The organism is Burkholderia plantarii (assembly GCF_001411805.1).
GTDB lineage: Bacteria > Pseudomonadota > Gammaproteobacteria > Burkholderiales > Burkholderiaceae > Burkholderia > Burkholderia plantarii.
The window spans coordinates 3,059,565-3,084,921 of sequence record NZ_CP007212.1 but is presented as its reverse complement, the minus strand read 5'-3'; the positions used below and the strand labels follow the sequence as shown (position 1 = coordinate 3,084,921).

The 25,357-nt window shown below is 70.1% G+C and carries 20 protein-coding genes and 1 tRNA gene; 15 read left to right on the top strand and 6 right to left on the bottom strand.

All coding sequences use genetic code 11. The features are described 5' to 3' along the window. Nucleotides 1-320: 320 nt before the first annotated feature. The 7 genes from hutH (at nt 321) to hutG (ending at nt 8,478) form a co-directional block, all read left to right on the top strand. A complete protein-coding gene (gene hutH, locus bpln_RS13140) occupies nt 321-1,844 on the top strand; it encodes a histidine ammonia-lyase (protein ID WP_055139527.1) in 1,524 nt (507 codons plus the stop codon). A 4-nt stretch (nt 1,845-1,848) separates the two neighbouring features. Beyond that, nucleotides 1,849-2,544, top strand: a complete 696-nt coding sequence (gene hutC / locus bpln_RS13135) for a histidine utilization repressor (protein WP_042625531.1) — start codon at nt 1,849-1,851, stop codon at nt 2,542-2,544. 88 nt (nt 2,545-2,632) lie between these two features. Beyond that, on the top strand, nt 2,633-4,330 hold the full coding sequence (gene hutU / locus bpln_RS13130) for a urocanate hydratase (RefSeq protein WP_055139012.1): 1,698 nt from the start codon (nt 2,633-2,635) through the stop codon (nt 4,328-4,330). Further along, nucleotides 4,327-4,956 (top strand): HutD/Ves family protein, encoded by a 630-nt coding sequence (locus bpln_RS13125; RefSeq protein WP_055139011.1) that lies wholly within the window; start codon nt 4,327-4,329, stop codon nt 4,954-4,956. The genes hutU and bpln_RS13125 overlap by 4 nt, the downstream gene beginning before the upstream one ends. Before the next feature lie 4 nt (nt 4,957-4,960). Next, nucleotides 4,961-6,184: an imidazolonepropionase gene (gene hutI, locus bpln_RS13120; RefSeq protein ID WP_055139010.1), complete on the top strand. Its 1,224-nt coding sequence runs from the start codon at nt 4,961-4,963 to the stop codon at nt 6,182-6,184. A 52-nt stretch (nt 6,185-6,236) separates the two neighbouring features. Beyond that, entirely contained in the window at nt 6,237-7,613 is a 1,377-nt protein-coding gene (locus tag bpln_RS13115; RefSeq protein WP_055139009.1) for a formimidoylglutamate deiminase, read from the top strand. A 61-nt stretch (nt 7,614-7,674) separates the two neighbouring features. After that, nucleotides 7,675-8,478 carry an N-formylglutamate deformylase gene (gene hutG / locus bpln_RS13110; RefSeq protein WP_055139008.1) on the top strand — a complete coding sequence of 268 codons (804 nt, stop codon included), beginning with the start codon at nt 7,675-7,677 and terminating at the stop codon, nt 8,476-8,478. A 38-nt stretch (nt 8,479-8,516) separates the two neighbouring features. Here hutG and bpln_RS13105 read toward each other — a convergent pair whose 3' ends face one another. Further along, nucleotides 8,517-10,004 (bottom strand): aldehyde dehydrogenase, encoded by a 1,488-nt coding sequence (locus tag bpln_RS13105; protein ID WP_055139007.1) that lies wholly within the window; start codon nt 10,002-10,004, stop codon nt 8,517-8,519. 79 nt (nt 10,005-10,083) lie between these two features. Further along, entirely contained in the window at nt 10,084-10,635 is a 552-nt protein-coding gene (locus bpln_RS13100) for a cupin domain-containing protein (protein WP_042625524.1), read from the bottom strand. Nucleotides 10,636-10,834: 199 nt separating this feature from the next. Here bpln_RS13100 and bpln_RS37755 point away from each other — a divergent pair, with 199 nt between their 5' ends. From bpln_RS37755 to bpln_RS13075, 5 genes are all read left to right on the top strand, one after another. After that, on the top strand, nt 10,835-11,215 hold the full coding sequence (locus tag bpln_RS37755) for a hypothetical protein (protein WP_226993562.1): 381 nt from the start codon (nt 10,835-10,837) through the stop codon (nt 11,213-11,215). A 225-nt stretch (nt 11,216-11,440) separates the two neighbouring features. Beyond that, on the top strand, nt 11,441-12,271 hold the full coding sequence (locus bpln_RS13090) for a gamma-glutamyl-gamma-aminobutyrate hydrolase family protein (protein ID WP_042625523.1): 831 nt from the start codon (nt 11,441-11,443) through the stop codon (nt 12,269-12,271). A 1-nt stretch (nt 12,272) separates the two neighbouring features. Then, nucleotides 12,273-13,607, top strand: coding sequence for a glutamine synthetase family protein (locus tag bpln_RS13085; protein WP_055139006.1), 1,335 nt, complete (start codon nt 12,273-12,275; stop codon nt 13,605-13,607). Nucleotides 13,608-13,654: 47 nt separating this feature from the next. Next, the gene (locus bpln_RS13080; protein WP_055139005.1) at nt 13,655-15,082 is read left to right on the top strand and encodes an aspartate aminotransferase family protein; all 1,428 of its coding nucleotides are present in this window, start codon (nt 13,655-13,657) and stop codon (nt 15,080-15,082) included. A 280-nt stretch (nt 15,083-15,362) separates the two neighbouring features. Continuing rightward, the gene (locus bpln_RS13075; RefSeq protein ID WP_055139004.1) at nt 15,363-15,854 is read left to right on the top strand and encodes a DUF2846 domain-containing protein; all 492 of its coding nucleotides are present in this window, start codon (nt 15,363-15,365) and stop codon (nt 15,852-15,854) included. Here bpln_RS13075 and bpln_RS35530 read toward each other — a convergent pair. The 4 genes from bpln_RS35530 to argA form a co-directional block, all read right to left on the bottom strand. After that, nucleotides 15,803-16,411 carry a hypothetical protein gene (locus tag bpln_RS35530; RefSeq protein ID WP_148654017.1) on the bottom strand — a complete coding sequence of 203 codons (609 nt, stop codon included), beginning with the start codon at nt 16,409-16,411 and terminating at the stop codon, nt 15,803-15,805. The genes bpln_RS13075 and bpln_RS35530 overlap by 52 nt on opposite strands. A 41-nt stretch (nt 16,412-16,452) precedes the next feature. Further along, a tRNA-Val gene (locus tag bpln_RS13065) sits at nt 16,453-16,527 on the bottom strand. A 343-nt stretch (nt 16,528-16,870) separates the two neighbouring features. Beyond that, nucleotides 16,871-17,146, bottom strand: coding sequence for an oxidative damage protection protein (locus bpln_RS13060; RefSeq protein ID WP_042625519.1), 276 nt, complete (start codon nt 17,144-17,146; stop codon nt 16,871-16,873). 50 nt (nt 17,147-17,196) lie between these two features. Beyond that, complete coding sequence (argA, locus tag bpln_RS13055; protein ID WP_042625518.1) at nt 17,197-18,564, bottom strand: amino-acid N-acetyltransferase; 1,368 nt, start codon at nt 18,562-18,564, stop codon at nt 17,197-17,199. A 23-nt stretch (nt 18,565-18,587) separates the two neighbouring features. Here argA and hrpA point away from each other — a divergent pair, with 23 nt between their 5' ends. From hrpA to bpln_RS13040, 3 genes are all read left to right on the top strand, one after another. Next, on the top strand, nt 18,588-22,892 hold the full coding sequence (gene hrpA, locus bpln_RS13050) for an ATP-dependent RNA helicase HrpA (RefSeq protein ID WP_055139002.1): 4,305 nt from the start codon (nt 18,588-18,590) through the stop codon (nt 22,890-22,892). Nucleotides 22,893-22,992: 100 nt separating this feature from the next. Next, complete coding sequence (locus tag bpln_RS13045; RefSeq protein ID WP_042625516.1) at nt 22,993-23,991, top strand: YVTN family beta-propeller repeat protein; 999 nt, start codon at nt 22,993-22,995, stop codon at nt 23,989-23,991. 16 nt (nt 23,992-24,007) lie between these two features. Further along, on the top strand, nt 24,008-25,000 hold the full coding sequence (locus bpln_RS13040; protein ID WP_055139001.1) for a sterol desaturase family protein: 993 nt from the start codon (nt 24,008-24,010) through the stop codon (nt 24,998-25,000). Nucleotides 25,001-25,357 lie beyond the last annotated feature (357 nt).

Below are 25,357 nucleotides of genomic sequence, written 5' to 3'. Positions count from 1 at the left end.
AGCCACGCTCGAGCCGCACCCACTCCGCCGTGATCAATCGCCGCGCGGTGCGGCTCGACTCCCCGCATGCGGGCCCGCCGCGCACCGCCTCCCTTCATCGCGCACCGCTTCACGCCGTGCCTGCCAGGCCTGGATCCAGCCTCGTTTCCCCGCGCCCGACCGCCCCGCCAGCGCGCTTCCGGCACCGTTTCCGGCCGGCTGCACAGGCGCTCGGGCCGCTAGGGAAATCCCTGACAGGCAAATATTGAAAACGAATTGTCTATACAAGTCTGCGCATCTACACTGATGCGCATCTCACTTGTATAGACAGGATGCCTTTCATGATCACGTTGACCCCCGGCCATCTGACGCTCGCCCAGCTCCGCTCGATCGCTCGCGAGGACGCGCGCATCGAGCTCGACCCCGCCAGCTTCGCGGCGATCGATCGCGGCGCGCAGGCGGTGGCGGACATCGCGGCGAAGGGCGAGCCGGCCTACGGCATCAACACCGGCTTCGGCCGCCTCGCCAGCACCCACATCCCGCACGACCAGCTCGAACTGCTGCAGAAGAACCTGGTGCTGTCGCACGCGGTGGGCGTGGGCGAGCCGATGAAGCCGGCGGTGGTGCGCCTCCTGATCGCGCTGAAGCTGTCGAGCCTCGGCCGCGGCCACTCGGGCATCCGCCGCGAGGTAATGAACGCGCTCGTCACGCTGTTCAACGCCGACGTGCTGCCGCTGATCCCGGTGAAGGGCTCGGTCGGCGCGTCGGGCGATCTGGCGCCGCTCGCGCACATGTCGGCCACGCTGCTCGGCATCGGCGAAGTGTTCGTCCGCGGCGAGCGCGCGAGCGCGGCCGACGGGCTGCGCTCGGTCGGCCTCGCGCCGCTCACGCTGCAGGCCAAGGAAGGGCTCGCGCTGTTGAACGGCACGCAGGCATCCACGGCGCTCGCGCTCGACAACCTGTTCGCGATCGAGGATCTGTACCGCAGCGCGCTGGTGGCGGGCGCCCTGTCGGTGGACGCGGCGGCCGGTTCGGTCAAGCCATTCGATGCGCGCATCCACGAATTGCGCGGCCATCGCGGCCAGATCGACGCGGCCGCGGCCTATCGCGCGCTGCTCGACGGCTCGAAGATCAACCTCTCGCACCAGGATTGCGAGAAGGTACAGGACCCGTACAGCCTGCGCTGCCAGCCGCAGGTGATGGGCGCCTGCCTGGACCAGATGCGCCACGCGGCCGAGGTGCTGCTGATCGAGGCGAACGCCGTGTCCGACAACCCGCTGATCTTCCCCGACACGCTCGAAGTGCTGTCGGGCGGCAACTTCCACGCCGAGCCGGTGGCGTTCGCGGCCGACAACCTCGCGCTGGCCGCCTCCGAAATCGGCGCGCTCGCCGAGCGCCGCATCGCGCTCCTGATCGACGCCACGCTGTCGGGCCTGCCGCCGTTCCTCGTCAAGGATGGCGGCGTCAATTCGGGCTTCATGATCGCGCACGTCACGGCCGCGGCGCTGGCTTCCGAGAACAAGACGCTCGCGCATCCGGCCTCGGTCGATTCGCTGCCCACCTCGGCGAACCAGGAGGACCACGTGTCGATGGCGACCTTCGCGGCGCGCAAGCTCGGCGACATCGCCGAGAACGTCGCCGCGATCATCGCGATCGAGCTGCTGGCCGCCGCGCAGGGCGTGGACCTGCGCCAGCCGCACGAGACCAGCCCGGCGCTCGCCAAGGCGATGCGGGTGATCCGCGAGCAGGTGCCGCACTACGATCTCGACCGCTACTTCGCACCCGACATCGCGTCGATCACGCAGCTGGTGCGGGCCGGCGCGTTCGCGGCGCTGAGCCCGCTGTCGTTCGCCTCGGAGCAGTAAGGCGATGAGCACGCCCGCCTATCAGGAGATCAAGGATTTCATCCTTGGCCGGATTCACGCGGGCGAGTGGGCCGAGGGCGATCAGGTGCCGTCCGAGAACGAGCTCGCGCGCGACTTCAAGGTCGCGCGCATGACGGTCAACCGCGCGCTGCGCGAGCTGACCGCCGAGCAGGTGCTCACGCGCGTGCAGGGCGCCGGCACGTTCGTGGCGCGCACGAAGTACGAATCGACGCTGGTCGCGATCCGCAGCATCTCGGACGAGATCACCGCGCGCGGCCATCGCCACGACGCGAAGGTGCTCGACCTCGCGGCGATCGAGGCCGACGACGCGCTTGCGGGCGAGATGCAGCTGGCCGTCGGCGCGCGCGTGTTCCGCTCGACGATGCTGCACTACGAGAACGACGAGCCGGTGCAGCTCGAGGAGCGCTGGGTCAACCCGGCCGTGGCGGCCAGTTACATCGAGCAGGATTTCACGGCCGTCACGCCGAACCAGTACCTGATGCGCGTCGCGCCGCTGCAGCGCGTGGAGTACCGGATCGAGGCGGCCTTGCCCGACCGCTCGATGCGCGAGCGGCTCGCGATGGGCGACGCCGAACCGTGCCTCGTGCTGCACCGGCGTACCTGGTCGCAGGGCATCGTTGCCTCGATCGCGAACCTGTGGCACCCGAGCGGCCGCTATCGTTTCACCGGCCATTTTTGAACCGACATCACCCGTCCGGCCGCCCGCGCGGCACGCCGGTCGAGCCAGCCGTCACGTATCCCTATATTCCGTTGGAGCGCCGTCGACCATGAACCATCCGAACCACATCGATCCGCGTCTCGATCCGACGCGCGTGATCCGCGCGCCGCGCGGCGCCGAGAAGACCTGCAAGACCTGGCTCGCCGAGGCGGCGTACCGGATGCTGCAGAACAACCTCGACGCCGAGGTGGCCGAGCATCCGCATGCGCTGGTGGTGTACGGCGGCATCGGCCGCGCCGCGCGCGACTGGGCGTGCTTCGACCAGATCCTCGCCTCGCTGAAGGACCTCGAGGACAACGAAACGCTGCTGATCCAGTCGGGCAAGCCGGTCGGCGTGTTCCGCACCCACGCCGACGCGCCGCGCGTGCTGCTGGCGAACTCGAACCTGGTGCCGCACTGGGCCAACTGGGACCACTTCAATGAACTCGACCGCCAGGGCCTGATGATGTACGGCCAGATGACGGCCGGCAGCTGGATCTACATCGGCAGCCAAGGCATCGTCCAGGGCACCTACGAGACGTTCTTCTCGGTGGCGAACCAGCACTTCAACGGCGATCCGTCGGGCCGCTGGATCCTGACCGGGGGCCTGGGCGGGATGGGCGGCGCGCAGCCGCTCGCGGCCACCATGGCCGGCTTCTCGATGATCGCGGTGGAATGCGACGAGTCGCGCATCGATTTCCGCCTGAAGACGCGCTACGTCGACAGGAAGGCGACCAGCCTCGACGAGGCGCTCGCGCTGCTCGACGAGGCCAGGCGCGACGGCCGGCCGGTGTCGATCGGCCTGCTCGGCAACGCGGCCGACGTGTTCGCCGAGGTGGTCGCGCGCGGCATCACGCCGGACTGCGTGACGGACCAGACCAGCGCGCACGATCCGGTGAACGGCTACCTGCCGCAGGGCTGGAGCGTGGCGCAGTGGCAGCAGGCGCGCAAGGTCGATCCGCAGAGCATCGTCACGCCGGCCAAGCAGTCGATGGCCAGGCAGGTGCAGGCGATGCTGACGCTGCAGCAGCGCGGCGCGGCCACGCTCGACTACGGCAACAACATCCGCCAGATGGCGCTGGAGACGGGCGTGCAGAACGCGTTCGACTTCCCGGGCTTCGTGCCGGCCTACATCCGGCCGCTGTTCTGCGAGGGCAAGGGGCCGTTCCGCTGGGTGGCGCTGTCGGGCGATCCGGAGGACATCTACAAGACCGACGCGAAGGTCAAGGAGCTGATCCCCGACGACGCGCACCTGCACAACTGGCTCGACATGGCGCGCGAGCGGATCGCGTTCCAGGGGCTGCCGGCGCGGATCTGCTGGGTGGGCGTGAAGGATCGCTACCGGCTGGGCCAGGCGTTCAACGAGATGGTGAAGAATGGCGAACTGAAGGCGCCGGTCGTGATCGGCCGCGACCACCTGGACACGGGCTCGGTGGCGAGCCCGAACCGCGAGACCGAAGCGATGAAGGACGGCTCGGACGCGGTCAGCGACTGGCCGCTGCTGAACGCGCTGCTGAACACGGCGGGCGGGGCGACCTGGGTGTCGCTGCACCATGGCGGCGGGGTGGGGATGGGCTTCTCGCAGCACGCGGGGGTGGTGATCGTGGCGGACGGCAGCGCGGCGGCGCACGAGCGGCTGGGGCGCGTGCTGTTCAACGATCCGGCCACGGGCGTGATGCGCCACGCCGATGCCGGTTATGAACTCGCGCAGCAGACCGCGCGCGAGGTCGGGCTCAAGCTGCCGATGCTGGGGCGTCGGGCGTCATGACGATGGCATCCGAACCGCGCCTGACGCTGATCCGCGCGGATCAACTCGTCGCCGCGCCGTGGAAGAACGGCGGCGGCGTGACGCGCGAGATCGCGGCCGAGCCGCCCGGGGCCTCGCTCGACACGTTTGCCTGGCGCGTCAGCGTGGCCGACGTGGCGCAGCCCGGGCCGTTCTCGCGGTTTCCCGGCGTCGATCGCACGCTGGTGCTGCTGTCGGGCGCCGGCATGACGCTGGTGGACGGGAATGGCGCGCGGCAGGTGCTGGCCGCGTCGCTCGACCGCCTCGCGTTCGCCGGCGAGACGCCGCTCGCGGCCGATCTGGCCGACGGCCCGACGCGCGACTTCAACCTGATGACGCGCCGCGCCGTGATGAGCGGCCGCGTTTCGGTGCTCGGCGACGGCGGCGCGATCGCCTCGCACGCGTCCACGCTGCTGCTGTTCTGCGCCAGCGGGGCGCCGGGCGTCGCGATCGATGGTGCCGAGGCCGTCACGCTCGGCGCGCTCGACACGCTGCGGATCGACGCGAGCGCAGGCGTGGGCGCGGGCGGTATCACCGGCACGGTCCACGGCGAGGGCGCGCTGCTCTGTATCGAACTGACTCCGAAGACGGCCGCGGCGGCCGCATGAACCGATGACTCCTACCGTCTGGCATCACCTGAATCTCTGCGCCGCGGGCGACCCGCGCGAGACGCTCGCCGACGCGGCGCTCGCCGTGGACGACAGCGGCACGATCGTCTGGCTCGGCGCGCGGGCCGAACTGCCGGCCACCTACGCAGGCTGGTCGCGCGAAAGCCTCGGCGGCGCCTGGGTCACGCCGGGCCTGGTGGATTGCCACACCCACCTCGTCTACGGCGGCCAGCGCGCCGACGAATTCGCGCTGCGGCTGGCCGGCGCCAGCTACGAGGAAGTGGCGCGCGCGGGCGGCGGGATCGTCTCGACGGTGCGCGCCACGCGCGAGGCCGACGAGGCCGCGCTGTTCGAGCAGGCGGCCGCGCGGCTGCGGCCGCTGCTGGCCGAAGGCGTGACCGCGATCGAGATCAAGTCCGGCTACGGGCTCGACCTCGACGCCGAGCGCAAGATGCTGCGCGTCGCGCGCCGGCTCGGCGAGGCGTTCCCGGTCGACGTCTGCACCACCTTCCTCGGCGCGCACGCGCTGCCGCCCGAATACGCGGGCCGCGCCGACGACTACATCACGTTGGTCTGCGACACCATGTTGCCGGCGCTCGCGGCCGAGGGGCTCGTCGATGCCGTCGACGTATTCTGCGAGCGGATCGGCTTCTCGCTCGAACAGAGCCGGCGCGTGTTCGACGCGGCGCTGGCGCATGGGCTGCCGGTGAAGATGCATGCCGAGCAGCTGTCGAACGCGGGCGGCAGCGCGCTGGCCGCGAGCTACCGCGCGCTGTCGGCCGATCACCTCGAATATCTCGACGAGGCCGGCGTGATCGCGATGAAGGCGGCCGGCACGGTGGCCGTGCTGCTGCCGGGCGCCTACTACTTCATCCGCGAGACGCAGCTGCCGCCGCTCGAACTGCTGCGCCGGCACGAGGTGCCGATCGCGATCGCGACCGACCACAACCCCGGCACCTCGCCGCTCACCTCGCTGCTGCTGACCATGAACCTGGGCTGCACGCTGTTCCGCATGACGGTGCCCGAGGTGCTGCTCGGCGTGACGCGGCACGCGGCGGCCGCGCTCGGCCGCGCCGATCGCCATGGGCTGCTCGCGGCCGGCCGCGCCGCCGATTTCGCGGTCTGGCCGGTGGCCTCGCTCGCCGAACTCGCCTACTGGTTCGGCCGGCCGCTCTGCGCGCGCGTGGTCAGGCGCGGCGCCACGGTGTATCGCCGCGAGGCCGCCTGACGGGCGCGGCGAGCGTGCCCTCAGCCATTCATTTCGAACGGAATCCGACACGATGAAACAGGCCATGCTGTTTGCCGACCATGCGTTCCTGCCGGAGGGCTGGCAGCGCGACGTGCTGCTGAGCTGGGACGAACACGGCGTGCTGAGCGAGGTGCGCGCCGGCGCCGACTGCCCGCCCGGCGTCGCGCGCGCGCGCGGCCCGCTCGCGCCGGGCATGCCGAACCTGCATTCGCACGCGTTCCAGCGCGCGATGGCGGGGCTCACCGAGTACCGCGCCAACCCGTCCGACAGCTTCTGGAGCTGGCGCGACCTGATGTACCGCTTCGCGCTGAAGATCACCCCCGAGTCGCTGGCCGCGATCGCGCGCTGGCTCTACGTCGAGATGCTGAAGTGCGGCTACACCTCGGTCTGCGAATTTCATTACGTGCATCACGCGCAGGACGGCGCGCGCTATCCGCGCCATGAGGAACTGGCACGGCGCGTCGTCGATGCGGCCGGCGAGGCCGGGATCGGCATCACGATGCTGCCGGTCGCCTATCAGTACAGCGGCTTCGGCGAGACGCCGCCGCGCGACGACCAGCGCCGCTTCATCCACTCGGCCGACGGCCTGCTCGCGCTGCTCGACGCGCTGCGCTCGACGGCGCCCGAGCACGCCGGCCTGCGCTACGGGATCGCGCCGCATTCGCTGCGCGCGGTGTCCGAGCCCGGCCTGCGTGAGCTGCTCGCGGGCCTGCCCGCCGACGCGCCGGTCCATATCCACGTGGCCGAGCAGACCGCCGAGGTGGACGACTGCGTGCGCAGCACGGGGCTGCGGCCGGTGCAGCTGCTGCTCGATCGCTTCGCGGTGGACGCGCGCTGGTGCCTTGTCCACGCCACCCACGTCGACGCGGCCGAAACCGCCGCGCTGGCAGCGAGCGGCGCCGTGGCGGGGCTGTGCCTGACCACCGAGGCGAATCTCGGCGACGGCCTGTTCCCGGCCGTCGATTACCTCGCGCGCGGCGGTGCGATCGGGATCGGCTCGGACAGCCACGCGAGCGTGGACTGGCGCGCCGAGCTGCGCCTGCTCGAATACGGCCAGCGGCTCGCGCGCCGCGAGCGCAACGTGCTGGCCGGCGCGAGCGAGCCGCGCGTGGCCGACCGGCTGTTCGCGGCCTCGCTCGCCGGCGGCGCGCGCGCGAGCGGCCGCGCGGTCGGCGCGCTGCGCGCCGGCTGCCGCGCCGACTGGATCGTGTTCGATCCGGACCATCCGTCGCTTGCCGAGCGCGGCAGCGGACACTGGCTGTCCGGCGCGGTGTTCGCCGAGCACGGCGAGACGCCGGTGCTCGACGTCTACACCGGTGGCGAGCAGGTGGTCGAGGCGCGCCGCCATCGCGACGAGGCGGCGGCCTACGCGGGCTACCGCCGCGCGCTCGCGGCGCTGCTGCGCTGAGCGCGCGCTTCCCGGGCTTCCCCCAACCGGCACTCTCGACTCCTCGAAAGGACTTCGAACGATGAACTCCGCGGACCAACCGGCCGTCTTTACCCTGCATCGCGGCAGCGTGCCGCTCGTCGTGTCGATTCCGCACGCGGGCACCCACCTGCCCGACGACATCGCACGCACCATGACGCCCGTCGCGCGCCACGTCGACGATTGCGACTGGCATCTCGAACGGCTCTACGGCTTCGTGCGCGCGCTTGGCGGCTCGGTGCTGGTGCCTTCGCACGCGCGCTACGTGGTGGACCTGAACCGGCCGCCCGACAACGCGAACCTCTATCCGGGGCAGGACACCACCGGGCTCGTGCCGGTCGATACGTTCGACAAGGCGCCGCTGTATCCGGAAGGCGGCATGCCCGACGCGGCCGAGATCGCGCGGCGCCGCGACCTTTACTGGCACCCGTACCACCACGCGTTGCAGGGCGAGATCGCGCGGCTGGCCGCCGGGCACGGCCGCGTGCTGCTATGGGAAGCGCATTCGATCCGCTCGCAGGTGCCGCGTTTCTTCGACGGGCGTCTGCCCGACTTCAATTTCGGCACCGCGAACGGCGCGAGCGCGGCGCCCGGCCTCGGCGAGGCGCTGGCCGAGGTCGTGACGAGACACGGCGGCTACACCGCGGTGGCGAACGGCCGCTTCAAGGGCGGCTACATCACGCGCCAGTACGGCGCGCCGGACGCGAACGTCGATGCGGTCCAGCTCGAACTCGCGCAGATCGCCTACATGGAGGAAACGCGGCCCTACGCCTACGACGAGCGAAAGGCCGAGGTGGTCGGCCCGCTGCTCGAAACGCTCGTGAAGACGGCGCTCGCTTATCGTTGAATGGCGGGTGATCGATTGGGTACGCGGCGGCGCCTTCCTCAGCGCAGCCGGATCAGCGTCGATTTCAGCTCGGTGTATTTCTCGAGCGCATGCAGCGACTTGTCCCGGCCGTTGCCGGACTGCCGGTAGCCGCCGAACGGGAAATTCATGTCGCCGCCCTCGTCGTAGCAATTGATCCAGACCGTGCCCGCGCGCAGCCGCCGCGATACCTCGTGCGCGGTCGTCAGGCTGCCGGTCCAGACGGCCGCGGCGAGCCCGTAGTCGCTGTCGTTGGCGATCCGGATCGCCTCGTCGAGCGTGTCGAACACGATCACCGACAGCACCGGCCCGAAGATTTCCTCACGCGCGATCCGCGCGCCGGCGGTGGTCTCGAACACGGTCGGCTCGAGGTAGAGGCCGCCCGGATGCGCCTCCACGCGCTGGCCGCCCGCCAGCAGCCTGGCCTCGCCGCGGCCGGTCTCGATGTAGCCGAGCACGCGGTCGAGCTGCTTCGCGTCGATGATCGCGCCCATCGAGGTGGCCGGATCGAGCGGATTGCCGGGGCGGTAGCCTTTGGCCGCGTCGAGCAGCTTCGCCACGAACGCGTCGCGGATCTCGCGATGCACGAGCAGGCGCGAGCCGGCCGTACACATCTCGCCCATGTTGTAGAAGATCGCGCCGGCCGCCGCCGCGGCCGCGCGGTCGAGGTCGGGGCAGTCGGGCAGCACGATGTTCGGCGATTTGCCGCCGAGTTCGAGCCAGACGCGCTTGAGGTTCGACTGCCCCGCGCACTGCATGATCTGCTTGCCCACCGCGGTCGAGCCCGTGAACGCCACGCAATCGACGTCGCGATGCAGCGCGAGCAGCCGGCCCGGCTCGCCGGCGCCCGGCACCACGTTGAACACGCCGGCCGGGATGCCGGCCTCGAACGCGAGCCGCGCGACGCGCAGCGCCGTGAGCGGCGACTTCTCGGAGGGTTTCAGCACCACGCTGTTGCCGGCCGCGAGCGCGGGCGCGAACTTCCAGGCGGCCATCAACAGCGGGAAATTCCACGGCACGATCGCGGCCACCACGCCCACCGGCTCGCGCGTGACGAGGCCCACCAGCTTCGGATCGACCGGCGCGACCTCGCCGCCGACCTTGTCGATCGCCTCGGCGAACCATTCGACGCAGTAGGCGGCGCCGGGGATGTCGACCGAGCTGGTGTCGGCGATCGGCTTGCCGGCGTCGAGCGTTTCCAGCACCGCGAGTTCGTCGGCGTGCTCGCGCAGCGCCGCCGCGAAGCGCAGCAGCACGGCGCGGCGCTCGCGCGGCGCGAGGCCGGCCCAGCCGCCGCCGTCGAACGCGCGGCGCGCGGCGGCCACGGCGGCGTCGACGTCCTCGGCGCCACAGTCGGCCACCTGCGCGAGCAACCGTGCGTCGATCGGGCTCGCGCAGTCGAAGCGGCGACCGTGCGCGGCATCGCGATACGCGCCGTCGATGAACGCGCGGCCTTCGATCGACAGCGACGCGGCGAGATCCTGCCAGTAGGCGAGAGTGGACTTCATCGGAAGCTCCTGTCGGACAGGCGCGCCGGAACGCTCCGGATGCGCGCGGGGTGGTTCGTGCGCCGGCGCGCGGTGGCGTTCATTCGGCCGGCGGCGTGCTGGCCGAGACGAATTCGCAGGGCTCGTCGGCGCTCGGGTTGCGGAAGCGGTGGGGCAGGCGGGCCTCGAAATAATAGCTGTCGCCGGGATCGAGCTGCCAGGTGCGGCCGGCCACGGTCAGCTCCAGCCGCCCCGCGATGACGATGCCGCCGGCCTGGCCCGCGTGCCGCAGCGGCTCGGCGCCGGAGCCCGCGAGCGGCGCGTAGACGCGGCGCAGCAGCGTGATCGCGCGGTTGCGCACCGCCGCGCCGGCGAGGAAGCACGGCGCGGCGTCGTCGCCGAGATTCGGCATCTCGTCGCGGCGCGCGACCACCGGCGCGTCGTCCTCGAATTCGAACGTGAAGAACTCGGCGAGGCTCATCGGGATGCATTCGAGCAGCTTCTTCAGCGAGCCGACCGACGGGCTCACGCGGTTCTGTTCGATCAGCGAGATCGTGCCGTTGGTCACGCCGGCGCGCTTGGCCAGCTCGCGCTGCGAGAGGCCGTGCTTCTTGCGGACGAACTGCAGGCGGGTGGCGACTTCGACGGACATCGGGCGGCTCCGGCCCGCGCTCGGCGGGCGGCAGGACAGGGCGGATTCCGGTCGGCGGCGGGCCGCGCGGCCGCCGGATCTGTCGAATATTTTAAGCGGCGCGGGCGCCGCGAACCTCAGGGTAAACACCGGATCGGGAATTTTGAAACCCGATTGACGCTATCTTGAAATCCGTTAAGCTGGTTGACAGCAAGTCGTCATGCCGATCACTCTGGCCCGAATGACGCCAGCTCGCGCGATGCGCGCTCCTTCCGATCGGACCCGACGGCCAGCCGGCGTGTCGAGCGATCGTGCCAGTTTTGTCACCACGGCGCCCGACGCGTTCAATACTTTAAACAGTCAGTCGAGTGTGATCGTGAGAGTCCGAGGCCCCCTGGTCAAACGGGATCGAACGCGCGACGCGGCCCTGCCGCGCGCCGTCGAGTTCCCTGAAACCGGCAGCGGCGAGTATCGCGCCAGCCCTAGCCTGCCTAATTCCTCGCCCGCCATGTCCCGGCGCGGCGTGCGCCGCTTCAACGTCGGCGCGGCCCGCGCGCACAGCGCGCTGCGGCCGTACCACGCCGCTTCGCTGTTGCCCTAGCGCCTGCCTCGCGCGTGCCGGCCGCGCGGCGGCGAGCCCGCCCGCGGCTCGTGTCGCGACGGCGTGTGCTGCATGCCGGCGCGTTTTCCTGTGCGGTTGCCGCGCCCGTCGTCGTTTTTCGATCCGTTACCCGATCCGCTGCCGCCGGCCCGCGCGGGCCGGTGCGTTTGCGCGTGTCCTGTCGTGCGTGGCGCGAGGCGGCATGCCTGTCGAACCGGAGCCAGCATGAACCGATCCCGAACCGTCCGCCCCGTGGTGGCCGTCAGCGCCGATCGCGGCATGGCGGGGCCGCATCCGAGCCATTCGGCCGGTGAGAAATACCTCGACGCCGTGGTCGACGGCGCCGGTGCGCTCGCGTTCGTGCTGCCGGCGCTCGGCGAGCGGCAGCCGGTCCCCGATCTGCTTGCCGCGATCGACGGGCTGCTGCTGACCGGCAGCTATTCGAACCTCGAGCCGCGGCGCTACCACGGCCCCGCCAGCGCGCCCGGCACGCTGCACGATCCGGCCCGCGACGCCACCACGCTGCCGCTCGCGCGCGCGGCGATCGCGGCCGGCGTTCCGGTACTCGCGCTCTGCCGCGGCCTGCAGGAACTCAACGTGATGTTCGGCGGCACGCTGCACCAGCGCCTGCACGACGTCCCGGGCCTCGCCGATCACCGCGAGGACAAGGCCGCGCCGCTCGACGCGCAGTACGGCCCCGCGCATCCGGTGCGGCTGGTGCCGGGCGGGCTGCTCGCGCGGCTGGCCGGCGGCGCGGCCGAGGTCCGGGTGAATTCGTTGCACGCGCAAGGGATCGACCGGCTCGGCGACGGGCTCGTGGCCGAGGCGGTCGCGCCCGACGGGCTGATCGAGGCCGTGAGCGTGCGCGACGCGCCGGGCTTCGTGCTCGGCGTGCAGTGGCATCCGGAATGGCAATTCGCGAAGCATCCGCTGTCGCGGGCGATCTTCGCGGCGTTCGGCGACGCCTGCCGGGCCCGCGTGCGCGGCGTGGCCGAGGCGGCCGCGGGCGCGACGCCGCGCGCTGGAACACGCCGGCAATCATCTCAACGAGGCTGACATGCAAGACCTTGACGATTTCATGAAGCAGCACCGGATCACCGAAGTCGAAGCGATCATTCCCGACATGGCCGGCATCGCGCGCGGCAAGATCATTCCGCGCAACAAGTTCGAAACCGGTGAATCGATGCGGCTGCCGCAGGCAGTGATGGTGCAGACCGTCACCGGCGACTATCCCGAGGACGGCTCGCTGTCGGGCGTGACCGATCCCGACATGGTCTGCGTGCCCGATCCGTCCACCATCTGCCTGATCCCGTGGGCCGTCGATCCGACCGCGCAGGTGATCCACGACTGCGTCCACTTCGATGGCTCGCCGGTGGCGATCTCGCCGCGCTACGTGCTGCGCCGCGTGCTGGAGCTGTACCGCCAGCAGGGCTGGCGGCCGGTGGTGGCGCCCGAGCTCGAGTTCTACCTGGTGGAAATGAACAAGGACCCGGACCTGCCGCTGCGCCCGCCGGTGGGCCGCACCGGGCGCGCCGAGACGGGCCGCCAGTCGTACTCGATCGAGGCCGTCAACGAATTCGACCCGCTGTTCGAGGACATCTACGAATACTGCGACATGCAGGGGCTCGACATCGACACGCTGATCCACGAGGTCGGCGCCGCGCAGATGGAGATCAATTTCCAGCACGGCGACGCGCTCGCGCTGGCCGACCAGGTGTTCCTGTTCAAGCGCACCGTGCGCGAGGCCGCGCTGCGCCACAACATGTACGCGACCTTCATGGCCAAGCCGATGGAGAACGAGCCCGGCTCGGCGATGCACATCCACCAGAGCATCGTCGACGTGGAGAGCGGGCGCAACCTGTTCGTCGACGCCCAGGGCGAATCGACCGACATGTTCCGCAGCTACCTGGCCGGCCTGCAAAAATACACGCCGGCGCTGATGCCGATCTTCGCGCCGTACATCAACTCGTACCGGCGGCTGTCGCGCTTCATGGCCGCGCCGATCAACGTGCAGTGGGGCTACGACAACCGCACGGTCGGCTTCCGGATTCCGCACGCGGCGCCGGCCGCGCGGCGCATCGAGAACCGCATCCCGGGCGTGGACTGCAACCCGTATCTGGCGCTGGCCGGCACGCTCGCGGCCGGCTATCTCGGCATCACCCAGGGCCTGAGTCCGACCGCGCCGCTCGCGGCCGACGGCTACAGCCTGCCGTACCAGCTGCCGCGCAACCTCGAGGAAGGGCTCACGCTGATGGCCGCCTCCACGCCGCTCGCCGAGATCCTCGGCGAGAAGTTCGTGAAGGCGTATCTGGCGCTGAAGGAAACCGAATACGAGGCGTTCTTCCGCGTGATCAGTTCGTGGGAGCGGCGCCATCTGCTGCTGCACGTGTGACGAAACCCGAATCCGCGGCGTTCGCGCCGCCCAACGGAGGATCCATCATGACGCAACGAATCGGCGAATCGGCCTACGTCCAGGCCGAGCGCGCGCCGGCCGCGGCCGGGGCGCGCTCGACGGCCGAGTATCGCGCGCTCGACGCCGCGCACCACCTGCACCCGTTCTCGGACATGGGCGCGCTCAATCGCGCCGGCAGCCGCGTGATCACCGGCGCGCACGGCGTCCACCTGCGCGATTCCGACGGCAACCGCATCATCGACGGGATGGCCGGGCTCTGGTGCGTGAACGTCGGCTACGGCCGCGAGGAACTGATCGAGGCCGGCGCACGGCAACTGCGCGAGCTGCCGTTCTACAACACCTTCTTCAAGACCACGCATCCGCCCGTGATCGAGCTGTCGGCGCTGCTCGCCGAGATCGCGCCGCCCGCGTTCAACCGTTTCTTCTACTGCAACAGCGGCTCGGAAGGCAACGACACGGTGCTGCGCGTCGTGTACCAGTACTGGCTCACGCAGGGGCAGCCCGAGCGCAAATACGTGATCTCGCGGCGCAACGGCTATCACGGCTCGACCATCGCGGGCGGCACGCTCGGCGGCATGGACTACATGCACGAGCAGATGCCGTCGAAGGTCGAGCACGTCGTGCATATCGACCAGCCGTATTTCTTCGGCGAGGCGCGCGCCGACCAGACGCCCGAGGCGTTCGCGCTCGAGCGCGCGCGGCAGCTGGAGGCGAAGATCCTCGAACTCGGCGCCGACAACGTGGCCGCGTTCATCGGCGAGCCGTTCCAGGGCGCGGGTGGCGTGATCTTTCCCGACGCGGCCTACTGGCCCGAGATCGAACGGATCTGCCGCAAGTACGACGTGCTGCTGGTGGCCGACGAGGTGATCGGCGGCTTCGGGCGCACCGGCGAGTGGTTCTCGCATCAGCACTTCGGCTTCACGCCCGACCTGATGACGCTGGCCAAGGGGCTGACGAGCGGCTACGTGCCGATGGGCGCCGTGGCGCTGTCCGATCGCATCGCCGACGCGCTGGTCGCACATGGCGAGTTCAATCACGGCATGACCTACTCCGGGCATCCGGTGGCGGCGGCCGTCGCGGTGGCGAACCTGCGCGTGCTGCGCGAGGGCGGCGTGGTCGAGCGCGTGAAGACCGAGATCGGGCCGTATTTCCAGCGGCGCCTGCGCGAGGCGCTGGCGGGCAGCCCGATCGTGGGCGAGGTGGCCGGCGCCGGGCTCGTGGCCGGCATCCAGCTCGCGCGGGACCCGGCCGCGCGGCGCCGCTTCGCCGACGGCGGCGAGGTCGGCGCGATCTGCCGCGACTACTGCTTCAACGGCAATCTGATCATGCGCGCGACCGGCGATCGCATGCTGCTGTCGCCGCCGCTCGTCGTGACGACGCAGGACGTCGACGAGATCGTCGGCAAGGCGGCGCAGGCGATCGCCTCGACGGCGCGGCAGATCGGCGCCGCGTGAGAGGCGAAGGGGCGGCACGGCGCGGCTTCGATCGCGGGGTCGGTCGCGTGCCGCGCGGCACGGCCATCAGGCCTGGCCATGCGGTCAGCCACGCGGTTGGTCGCGAATCGTCACGGCAAGTTTGCGGCGTGCCGCGGGAATGTTTCGGATTGTCAAAGCGGCGTCGCGTATCGGCGACGATGGTCGCGACGGCGAGTCGAATCGTCTATGCTGGACTGACGGGAGGCCGGCCGCGTGCCGGTTTCGTCGCGACAAGCGTCACGATCCGGAGGACACGACGATGAGGTGGAACTGGCGCACGGGCGCTGCGTTGACGGTACTGGCGACGACGATCGCGTTCGCGGGATGCGCGTCCCGGCCGCAAAAGCCGATCTACCGGGACATGTGGGCCTCGGTGCCGGCACCGGCCGCGGGGCAGGGGCGCATCGTGTTCTTCCGCAGCCAGGCGAAGCTCGGCCTGGCGAGCGGCGACCACGTCAAGGTCAACGACCGGCCCGCCGGCGAGATACCGGGCGGCGGCTTCTTCTATCTCGACGAGCCGGCCGGGCAGTACACCGTCACCACCTCGAGCGCGCCCGACCGGCCGCTCACGTTCTATCTCACGCAGGGCGAGACGAAGTACGTGCGCATGGTGGTGCCGTTCGCGCTGGTGGCGGGGCCGCTCACGCCGTCGCTCGAAAGCGATCCGGGCAAGGTGCGCGAGGAACTGTCGATGCTGCGCTACGTGGGCGGCGGCAACGGCGCGGGGCACGTAGCGGCGAAGGCGCAGTGAGGCGGGTTGATGGACGGCGTCGTCATGACGGCCTGGATCGCGGGATTCGGGCCGTTTTTCATTGGCGGGCGCGGGTATGCGTAGGAAGGGCTTCGCGTGAACGGCCCGGCTTGCGGCGAAGCGCGGTCCCGCTCATGCTCGTGCAACACCGATTCCGTCAGTGCCGTGGAACGGTCGCGGCCGAGATGGCGTATCCAGTAGGTCTGCTCGGGATCGTCGTAGCGATGGGTCCGGTGGCGGCCGAAGTGGAGCGGAGCGCCGCGATACCTGAGGCGACCGACGTGCCGCGGCAGTTCGCCGGCCTCGATCGGAAACGACGGTAACGCGATCCTCCCGCGCGGCCCGGCTCGATGCAGGCCAAGCACGTTGCGCACGGCGTCGACGATGTGGTCGAGCGAATAGGCCCCACCGCCTCGGCGGGCGAGTGGTCGCCCACCGCGTCCAGCGGTCCGGACGGCGCGCGATGCCGCGCCCGGTTGTCGGATGCGCCGGCGCGGCAGGAAAGCGATCGCGATGGAAATGCGTTGAAAAGCAAAAAGCCCCATGACTTTCATCATGGGGCTTTTTGCTGCGATGCCGTGAGGCACCGTGAATTCTTTGGTGGGCGGTACTGGGATCGAACCAGTGACCCCTGCCGTGTGAAGGCAGTGCTCTACCGCTGAGCTAACCGCCCAAAGAGCCTTGAATTATGACGGGGCTTTGTTACTGCGTCAAGCCTTTTTTCCATCTCATTCCGTCCGGCGGGACGCGATCCATGCCTTGGCGCGAATCGAGGCGTTATCATAGCGGCATCGCGCACTTTTATCCAGCGTTATTTTTGCGCGGACGCTGAAATTGTTCGACGTCGTCGCGGGATGGGGCGCTGCAGGGCGGGGCAGGACGAAACCGGCGAGAAGCGAGGGAAGCCGCGGAAGAGAAGGCGGGGCGGGAGGGGGGCCGTCACGTGCCGCGCGTCATCCACGCGGCACTGACGATGTCGTGCAACGCGAGCGCGCCGCACGGCGGAGGCGAAGCGCTCAGCCCTCGGTCGGCGGCACGAAGCCCGTCGCCTGGTCGGCGCCTTCGCCGAAGAAATACTTCTCGGTCTGCTTGACGAGATACTGGCGCGCGCGCGGGTCCGCCATGTTCAGGCGGTTCTCGTTGATCAGCATGGTCTGCTGCTTGAGCCAGCCCTGCCACGCTTCCTTCGACACGTTTTCATAGATCCGCTTGCCGAGTTCGCCCGGCAGTGGCGGGAAATCGAGGCCTTCGGCTTCGTGGCCGAGCTTTGCGCATTGAACCATACGGGACATCGTTGACTTCTCCTGTAATCGACTGGGGAGGGCGCGCGCTTGGGCGCCGCTCAGAGCTGCTTCATCAGCACGAGCGACTTGCGCTGCCAGTTATAGAGTTTGCGGCGGTCTTCGGGCAGGTCGTCGACGTTGACCTTGACGAAGCCACGCTTGAGGAACCAGTGCTCGGTGCGCGTCGTCAGCACGAAGATGCGCGTGAGGCCGCGAGCCCGCGCGCGCTGCTCGATGCGCTTGAGCAGGCGCTCGCCGTCGCCGGAACCCTGCGCCTCGGGCGCGACGGTCAGGCAGGCCATCTCGCCGATCTTCTCCTGCGTATACGGATACAGCGCCGCGCAGCCGAACAGCACGCCGTCGTGCTCGATCACCGAGAAGTGGTCGATGTCGCGCTCGATCTGGTGGCGGCCTCGCCGCACCAGCGTGCCGTCGCTCTCGAGCGGCTCGATCAGCGTGAGGATGCCACCGACGTCGTCCGGCGTCGCCTCGCGCAGGCTTTCCAGGTTCTCGTAGGAGATCATGGTGCCGACGCCGTCGTGCAGGAACAGTTCGAGCAGCACGCCGCCGTCGAGCGAGTAGGGCAGCAGGTGGCCCCGCGCCACGCCGCCCCGGCAGCCGCGGATCGCATGCTTGAGGTGGAACGCCTGATCGCCCTGCAGGTTGCCGGAGTCGAGCAGCTCGGCGGCCGCGTCGAGCGACATTTCACCGATCAGCTCGCCTTCCTCGTCGACGAGGCCGGGCGCGTCGGTCAGGAAGATCAGCTTGTCGGCGCGCAGCGCGATCGCGGCGGCCGAGGCAACGTCCTCCATCGACAGGTTGAACGCCTCGCCCGTCGGCGAGAAGCCGAGCGGCGAGAGCAGCACGAGCTTGCGGCTCGCGAGCGAATGGCGGATCGATTCGGCATCGATCTTGCGGACCACGCCGGTGTGCTGGAAATCGACGCCGTCGAGGATACCGACCGGTCGCGCCGTCACGAAGTTGCCCGACACCACGCTGATGTGCGCGTGCGCCATCGGCGAGTTCGGCAAGCCCTGGCTGACCGCCGCCTCGATGTCCAGACGCACTTCGCCGGCCGCTTCCTTCGACGATTCGAGCGCGCGCGCGTCGGTGACGCGCAGCCCGTGCGAGAACTCGGACTCGACGCCGTGCAGGCTCAACTGCTCTTCCAGCTGCGGGCGCGAGCCGTGGACCAGCACGATCTGGATGCCCATCGCCTGCAGCAGCGCGATGTCGGCGACCAGCGCGTTCAGCAGGCCCTGCTGCACGACCTCGCCGCCGAAGCCGATCACGAACGTGCTGTTGCGGAACTTGTGAATATAGGGCGCGACGGAGCGCATCCAGTCGACGAACTGCGCGTGGCTGATCGCGGTCGCATCGATGGGCGCCGGGGTCGGGACGGCGGGGAGGTCGGTTTGGGAATTCATGGGCGGGATTATAATGCGCCCCCATGTCGAATGTACCCAAAAGCTCCGCACCGAAGCGCTCGGATGCACCGGCGGATCAAGGTGCGCAGCCGGCGGCGCGCCCGGAGCCGCGTCAGGCGCCGCCAGCGGCCCGTCCCACCGAATCGTCGAACCCGAAGCGCGAGCCGCGCGCCGTGCAGCCGGAGCGCACGCCGCGTGCCGAGCGCACGCCGCGCGAAGGCGGCGAAAGCCGTGAAGGTCGTGAAAGCCGGCCGCCGCGCGAGCCGCGCGAAGCCCGTCCCGATCGCGAGCCGCGCGAGGGCCGCCCGCCGCGTGAACCCCGCGAGCCGCGCGCCGCCCGCCCGCCCGTCACGCCGAACCCGATCCCGCCGATCACGTTCCCCGAGAGCCTGCCCGTGTCCGGCAAGCGCGAGGAGATCGCGCGCGCGATCGCCGGGAACCAGGTGGTGATCGTCTGCGGCGAGACCGGCTCGGGCAAGACCACCCAGCTGCCGAAGATCTGTCTCGCGCTCGGCCGCGGGCTCGGCGCGGGCGGCCGCGGCCTGATCGGCCATACCCAGCCGCGCCGGCTGGCCGCGTCGTCCACCGGCCGCCGGATCGCCGAGGAACTCGGTACGCCGTTCGGCGAGGTGGTCGGCTACAAGGTACGTTTTACCGACAATCTCGCGCCGGGCGCCTCGGTCAAGCTGATGACCGACGGCATCCTGCTGGCCGAGACGCAGACCGATCCGCTGTTGCGGGCGTATGACACGCTGATCATCGACGAGGCGCACGAACGCAGCCTCAACATCGATTTCCTGCTCGGCTACCTGCGCCAGATCCTGCCGAAGCGGCCGGACCTGAAGCTGATCGTGACCTCGGCGACCATCGACGCGGACCGCTTCGCGCGCCACTTCGGCAGCGAGACGCAGCCGGCGCCGGTGATCGAGGTGAGCGGCCGGCTCTATCCGGTCGAGATCCGCTACCGGCCGATCGCCGACGAGCGCTCGGCGGCGGTGCGCAACGCCGAGGGCGCCGCGAGCGGGCGCGACCGCCAGAAGACGGCGCGCGAGGCCGAGCGCGATCTGATGGACGGCATCGTCGACGCGGTGGACGAGCTGTGCCGCGAGGGCCCCGGCGACGTGCTGGTGTTCCTGCCGGGCGAGCGAGAGATCCGCGACGCGGCCGAGGCGCTGCGCAAGCACCATCCGCCGCACACCGAGATCCTGCCGCTGTTCGCGCGGCTGTCGGCGGCCGACCAGGAGCGCGTGTTCAAGGGGTCGAACGCGCGCCGCATCGTGCTGGCCACCAACGTCGCCGAGACCTCGCTGACGGTGCCGGGCATCCGCTACGTGGTCGATACCGGCCTCGCGCGCGTGAAGCGCTATTCGTACCGCAACAAGGTCGAGCAGCTGCAGGTCGAGTCGATCTCGCAGGCCGCCGCGAACCAGCGCGCGGGGCGCTGCGGGCGCGTGGCCGACGGCATCTGCATCCGCCTCTACGAGGACGCCGACTACGCCGGCCGCGCGCGCTTCACCGATCCCGAGATCCTGCGCTCGTCGCTGGCCGCGGTGATCCTGCGCATGAAGTCGCTGCACCTCAGTTCGATCGAGTCGTTCCCGTTCATCGAGCCGCCGCCGGGCCGCGCGATCGCCGACGGCTACCAGCTGCTCAACGAACTCGGCGCGGTGGACGACGACAACGCGCTCACGCCGCTCGGCCGCGAACTGGCGCGCCTGCCGCTCGACCCGCGGGTCGGCCGCATGATCCTGGCCGCGCGCGACCAGCAGGCGCTGCGCGAGGTGCTGATCATCGCCAGCGCGCTGTCGGTGCAGGACCCGCGCGACCGGCCGATCGAGGCGCAGGAGCAGGCCGACCAGGCGCATCGCCGGTTCGCCGACGAGCGTTCCGAATTCCTGCAATGGCTGAAGATCTGGGCCTGGTTCGAGGAGGCGGTCGCGCACAAGAAGTCGAACCGGCAACTGGTGGATGCGTGCCGCGCGAACTTCCTCTCGCACCTGCGGCTGCGCGAATGGCGCGACGTCCACTCGCAGCTGCTGACGGTGGTGCGCGAACTGGGCTGGCGCCTGAACGAGGTCGATGCGACCTTCGAGCAGATCCACCTGTCGCTGCTCACCGGCCTGCTCGGCAACATCGGCATGAAGGCCGACGACGAGCCGCACTACCTCGGCGCGCGCACCATCAAGTTCCATCTGTGGCCCGGCTCGGCGCTCGTCAAGAAGGCCGGGCGCTGGGTGATGGCCGCCGAACTGGTCGAGACCAGCCGGCTCTACGCACGCTGCATCGCGAAGATCGAGCCCGAGTGGATCGAGAAGGTGGGCGCGCACCTGCTGAAGACGGCGCTGTCCGAGCCGCACTGGGAGAAGCGTCCGGCGCAGGTCAGCGCGTTCGAGCGCGGCACGCTCTATGGTCTGACGATCTACCACCGCCGGCGCGTGGCGTTCGGCAGGCAGGATCCGGCGCGCGCGCGCGAGCTGTTCATCCGCGGCGCGCTGGTGGAGGGCGAGTTCGACACCAGACTCGCGTTCTTCGCGCACAACCGCAAGCTGCTGGCCGACATCGAGCAGCTGGAGCATAAATCGCGCCGCCAGGACGTGCTGGTGGACGACGAGCTGATTTACGGCTTCTACGACCAGGCGATCCCGGCCGGCATCCATACCGGCGCCGCGTTCGAGCGCTGGTATCGCGACGAGCTGAAGGCGAGCGGCCAGCCCGAGGACAAGCTGCGGCTGCTGTACCTGTCGCGCGACGACCTGATGCGCCACGAGGCGGCGGGCGTGACCACCGACCTGTTCCCGAAGCGGCTGACGATGGCCGGCGTCGAGATGGCGCTGTCCTACCACTTCGAGCCGGGCTCGCCGCGCGACGGCGTCACGCTGCAGGTGCCGCTGTTCGCGCTGAACCAGGTGGACGCGCGCCGCGCCGAGTGGCTGGTGCCGGGCATGCTGAAGGAGAAGGTGCAACTGCTCCTGAAGTCGCTGCCACAGAAGCTGCGCCGCCACTGCGTGCCGCTGCCCGACTACGCGGCCGGCTTCGTCGGGCGCGCCGGCGCCGAGCGCTTCGGCGCCGGCGCACTGGTGGACGTGCTGATCACCGACGTGCGCGGTCAGACCCAGATCGCGATGAAGGCCTCGGACTTCAAGCTCGAAACGCTGCCCGCGCACCTGTTCATGAACTTCAAGGTGATCGACGAGCACGGCCGCCAGCTCGCGATGGGGCGCAACCTCGCGCAACTGCGCGGCGAACTGGGCGCGCAGGCGCAGCAGCACTTCCAGAAGATCGCCGCGGCGGCCACGCTCGCGCCGGCGGGCGAGGCGGCCGACGGTGCGCCGCTGCAGGCCGGCGCGGCGGGCGGCCAGCGCGGCCCGGGCGGCGTGGGCGGGCCGGGTGGCCGCTCGGCGCCGCCGCGCACCGCGCCGGCCGCGGGCGCGGGTGCGGGCACCGCGGGCGAAGCGGGTGGTAGCGGCGCGACCGCGCTCTACGAGAACCTGACCACCTGGAATTTCGGCAAGCTGCCCGAGCTGCTCGAGATCCGCCGGCGCGGCCAGACGCTGTACGGCTACCCGGCGCTCGTCGATCGCGGCACGCATTGCGACGTCGAGGTGTTCGATTCGCCCGAGGAAGCGGCGCGCATCCACCGCGCCGGGCTGCGCCGGCTGTTCGCGCTGCAGCTGAAGGAGCCGATCAAGTACCTGGAGAAGAACCTGCCGGGGCTGCGCGAGATGGCGATGCATTACATGACGCTCGGCTCGCAGGACGAGCTGCGCGACCAACTGATCGACACCGCGCTCGACCGCGCCTGCCTGCAGGACCCGCTGCCCGACGACGACGCGAGCTTTCATACCCGCCGCGACGAGGGCCGCAGCCGCCTGAACCTGCTCGCGCAGGAGATCGCGCGGCTGGTCGGGCAGATCCTGGCCGAATACGTCGGGCTGGCCAGGAAGCTGGCGCAGGCGAAATCGTTCGGCGCCGCCCACGCGGACATGGTCGCGCAACTGAACGCGCTGGTCGGCAAGCGCTTCGTGATCGACACGCCGTACCCGCAGCTCGCGCATTTCCCGCGCTACCTGAAGGGCATCGCGCTGCGCATCGACAAGCTCAAGGCCGACCCGGCCCGCGACGCGCGCCAGCTCGCCGAGCTCGCGCCGCTCGCGCAGCACTACCAGCGGGCGGTGTCGCAGCGCGGCGGCGCGGCCGACGGGCGGCTCACCGAGTTCCGCTGGCTGCTGGAGGAGTTGCGCATTTCGCTGTTCGCGCAGGAACTCCGCACGCCGATGCCGGTCTCCGTCAAGCGGCTGCACAAGGTCTGGGAGTCGTTGCAGCGCTAGCGCGGCCGCCGCCGTCCCGACGAACGGGGGGCGGCCGCCGGTCAACCGGACGGCCGCCCGAACGTTCTACAATGACGGTTGTCACTCGACGTGGGTCTTCATGCGCAATTTCCTGTCTTTCGGTCGTGCCGCCCTGCTGGTCGGCGCCCTGGCCGCCACGGCCGCTCCGGCCGCCTTCGCCAACAACGTGATCGTGCTGAATTCGGCCGAGGCGACGCTCTCGCTGATCGACGAGAATTCGCACCAGGTGGTCGGCACCATGCCGACCGGCAAGGAGCCGCATCACCTGATGGCGACGCCCGACAATTCCTCGCTGATCGTCGCGAATTCGGTTTCGAACAGCCTGATGTTCCTCGATCCGCGCACGGGCGCCCTGCAGCGCACCGTCGAGGGAATCGACGATCCTTACCAGCTCGGCTTCTCGCCGGACCGCAAGTGGTTCGTGGCGGCCGGCCTGCGGCTCGACCGCGTCGACATCTACAGCTATGACGGCCACAACGTGAAACTGGCCAGGCGCGTGCCGCTGGCGGTGATGCCGAGCCACCTCGCGTTCACCAACGACAGCCGCACCGTGCTGGTGTCGCTTCAGGTGTCGGGCGAACTGGCCGCGATCGACCTGCCGACCCAGACGGTGAAGTGGAAGATGAAGGTCGGCAAGGTGCCGGCCGGCCTCTGGATGACGCCCGGCAACAAGTACGTGCTGGTCGGCATGACGGGCGCCGACTACGTGGCGGTGGTGGACTGGCGCGACCAGAAGGTCGTCAAGACGATCCCGACCGGCAAGGGCGCGCACAACTTCCGCTCGCTCGCCGACGGCACCCATGTGGCCGTCACGAACCGCGTCGCGAACACCATCAGCATCATCGACGAGAACACGCTCACCAACGTCGGCGACATCACCGGCCTGCTGCCCGGCCCCGACGACATGGAACTGTCGGCCGACCGCAAGACGCTGTGGGTGACGTTCCGCTTCGCCAAGAAGGTCGGCGTGATCGACCTGGCGAGCCGGCGCCTGATCCAGACGATCCCGGTCGGCCGCTCGCCGCACGGCATCTATTTCTACGACCGCGCGCCGGTGACGGCGCCGAACGGCGCCTGACGGCCGGAGTTCGCCCATGCTTCACGCGCTCGCCTCGATGCTCGACACCTTCGTGTCGAACCTGCAGACCTGGCTCTACGTCGACGTGGTCCAGCCGGCGTTATTCAAGTTCGACCTGATGGACTACGACGAGGACACCTACGACGCGCTCTACTGGGTGATCGTGGGCGCGCTGCAGGTGCTGGTGATGTACGTGCTGCTGCGCCCGCTCGAGGCGCTGCGCCCGGCCGAGCCCTGGACGAACCGCCGTGAGACGCGCGTGGACGTGATCTACACGCTGATCGCCAAGCTCGGCATCTTCACGCTGTTCTTCTTCTTCGTGATGCAGCCGTTCTTCGACGGCTTCCAGTCGTGGCTGCGCGTGAAGGGCGTCGCCAACCTCAATCTCGACACGCTGTGGCCCGGCGTGACCTCGCAGCCGCTCGTCGCGTTCGCGATCTACCTCGTCGTGCTCGATTTCGCCGGCTACTGGTACCACCGCTGGCAGCACCGCTTCGGCGTCTGGTGGGAGCTGCACGCCGTGCATCACAGCCAGCGCCAGATGTCGCTGTGGACCGACGACCGCAACCACCTGCTGGACGACCTGATCCAGGGCTGCTTCTTCGCCGCGATCGCGCTCGTGATCGGCGTGCCGCCGTCGCAGTTCGTGGTGCTGACCGCCGTGTCGAACTTCCTGCAGAGCATCCAGCACACCAACGCCGTGCTGCCGTTCGGCCGGCTCGGCGAGCGCCTGCTGGTGAGCCCGGCGTTCCACCGGCGCCACCACGCGGTCGGCTACGGCCACGAGGGTACCGCCTACGGCTGCAACTTCGGCGTGCTGTTCCCGTGGTGGGACATGCTGTTCCGCACCGCCTCGTGGAACCGCACGCTCGAGCCCACCGGCATCCGCGAGCAATACCAGGGCGTCTCGTATGGCGAGGGCTTCTGGTCCCAGCACTGGCTCGCCATGGTGCGCATCACGAGGCGCCTCGCGCGCCGCAAGCCGCGCGTGTCGGCCGAGACGGCCTGAAGTAGCCGCGGGGCGGTCGGCCCGCGAGCCAGTCAGGCAGGGCGGCGGCGCGTTTGCTCCGCGTTGCCTTTTTACCTGCCGGGGGCGCTTTTCGTGCTCCCGCGTTGGTTTTCCCTCCCCATCACGGTTTCATCGGCCAAGGCAGGGGCGCATCGGCTCGCCGCCCGGCCGTGTATCCGGCCCGCGCCGACAGCGCTCCGGCTGCGCGCATCGCCTGACGGCGCGCGCCCGCTCCGCCTGACGCCCACCGCCCACCGCCGTTCCGCCCGCCGCTGTTTCCCCAGCCTTCCAGCCCGGCCCGTTCACCGTTTTGGCGCGCGGGCGCCGCCTGGTTTATCCTTGCTGCGCGTTCCCGAT

What these genes read in the sequence shown, in the direction of transcription:
- hutH (WP_055139527.1), top strand. Translation starts at nt 321, where the DNA reads ATGATCACGTTGACCCCCGGCCATCTGACGCTCGCCCAGCTCCGCTCG.
- hutC (WP_042625531.1), top strand. Translation starts at nt 1,849, where the DNA reads ATGAGCACGCCCGCCTATCAGGAGATCAAGGATTTCATCCTTGGCCGG.
- hutU (WP_055139012.1), top strand. Translation starts at nt 2,633, where the DNA reads ATGAACCATCCGAACCACATCGATCCGCGTCTCGATCCGACGCGCGTG.
- bpln_RS13125 (WP_055139011.1), top strand. Translation starts at nt 4,327, where the DNA reads ATGACGATGGCATCCGAACCGCGCCTGACGCTGATCCGCGCGGATCAA.
- hutI (WP_055139010.1), top strand. Translation starts at nt 4,961, where the DNA reads ATGACTCCTACCGTCTGGCATCACCTGAATCTCTGCGCCGCGGGCGAC.
- bpln_RS13115 (WP_055139009.1), top strand. Translation starts at nt 6,237, where the DNA reads ATGAAACAGGCCATGCTGTTTGCCGACCATGCGTTCCTGCCGGAGGGC.
- hutG (WP_055139008.1), top strand. Translation starts at nt 7,675, where the DNA reads ATGAACTCCGCGGACCAACCGGCCGTCTTTACCCTGCATCGCGGCAGC.
- bpln_RS13105 (WP_055139007.1), bottom strand. Translation starts at nt 10,004, where the DNA reads ATGAAGTCCACTCTCGCCTACTGGCAGGATCTCGCCGCGTCGCTGTCG.
- bpln_RS13100 (WP_042625524.1), bottom strand. Translation starts at nt 10,635, where the DNA reads ATGTCCGTCGAAGTCGCCACCCGCCTGCAGTTCGTCCGCAAGAAGCAC.
- bpln_RS37755 (WP_226993562.1), top strand. Translation starts at nt 10,835, where the DNA reads ATGCCGATCACTCTGGCCCGAATGACGCCAGCTCGCGCGATGCGCGCT.
- bpln_RS13090 (WP_042625523.1), top strand. Translation starts at nt 11,441, where the DNA reads ATGAACCGATCCCGAACCGTCCGCCCCGTGGTGGCCGTCAGCGCCGAT.
- bpln_RS13085 (WP_055139006.1), top strand. Translation starts at nt 12,273, where the DNA reads ATGCAAGACCTTGACGATTTCATGAAGCAGCACCGGATCACCGAAGTC.
- bpln_RS13080 (WP_055139005.1), top strand. Translation starts at nt 13,655, where the DNA reads ATGACGCAACGAATCGGCGAATCGGCCTACGTCCAGGCCGAGCGCGCG.
- bpln_RS13075 (WP_055139004.1), top strand. Translation starts at nt 15,363, where the DNA reads ATGAGGTGGAACTGGCGCACGGGCGCTGCGTTGACGGTACTGGCGACG.
- bpln_RS35530 (WP_148654017.1), bottom strand. Translation starts at nt 16,411, where the DNA reads ATGATGAAAGTCATGGGGCTTTTTGCTTTTCAACGCATTTCCATCGCG.
- bpln_RS13060 (WP_042625519.1), bottom strand. Translation starts at nt 17,146, where the DNA reads ATGTCCCGTATGGTTCAATGCGCAAAGCTCGGCCACGAAGCCGAAGGC.
- argA (WP_042625518.1), bottom strand. Translation starts at nt 18,564, where the DNA reads ATGAATTCCCAAACCGACCTCCCCGCCGTCCCGACCCCGGCGCCCATC.
- hrpA (WP_055139002.1), top strand. Translation starts at nt 18,588, where the DNA reads ATGTCGAATGTACCCAAAAGCTCCGCACCGAAGCGCTCGGATGCACCG.
- bpln_RS13045 (WP_042625516.1), top strand. Translation starts at nt 22,993, where the DNA reads ATGCGCAATTTCCTGTCTTTCGGTCGTGCCGCCCTGCTGGTCGGCGCC.
- bpln_RS13040 (WP_055139001.1), top strand. Translation starts at nt 24,008, where the DNA reads ATGCTTCACGCGCTCGCCTCGATGCTCGACACCTTCGTGTCGAACCTG.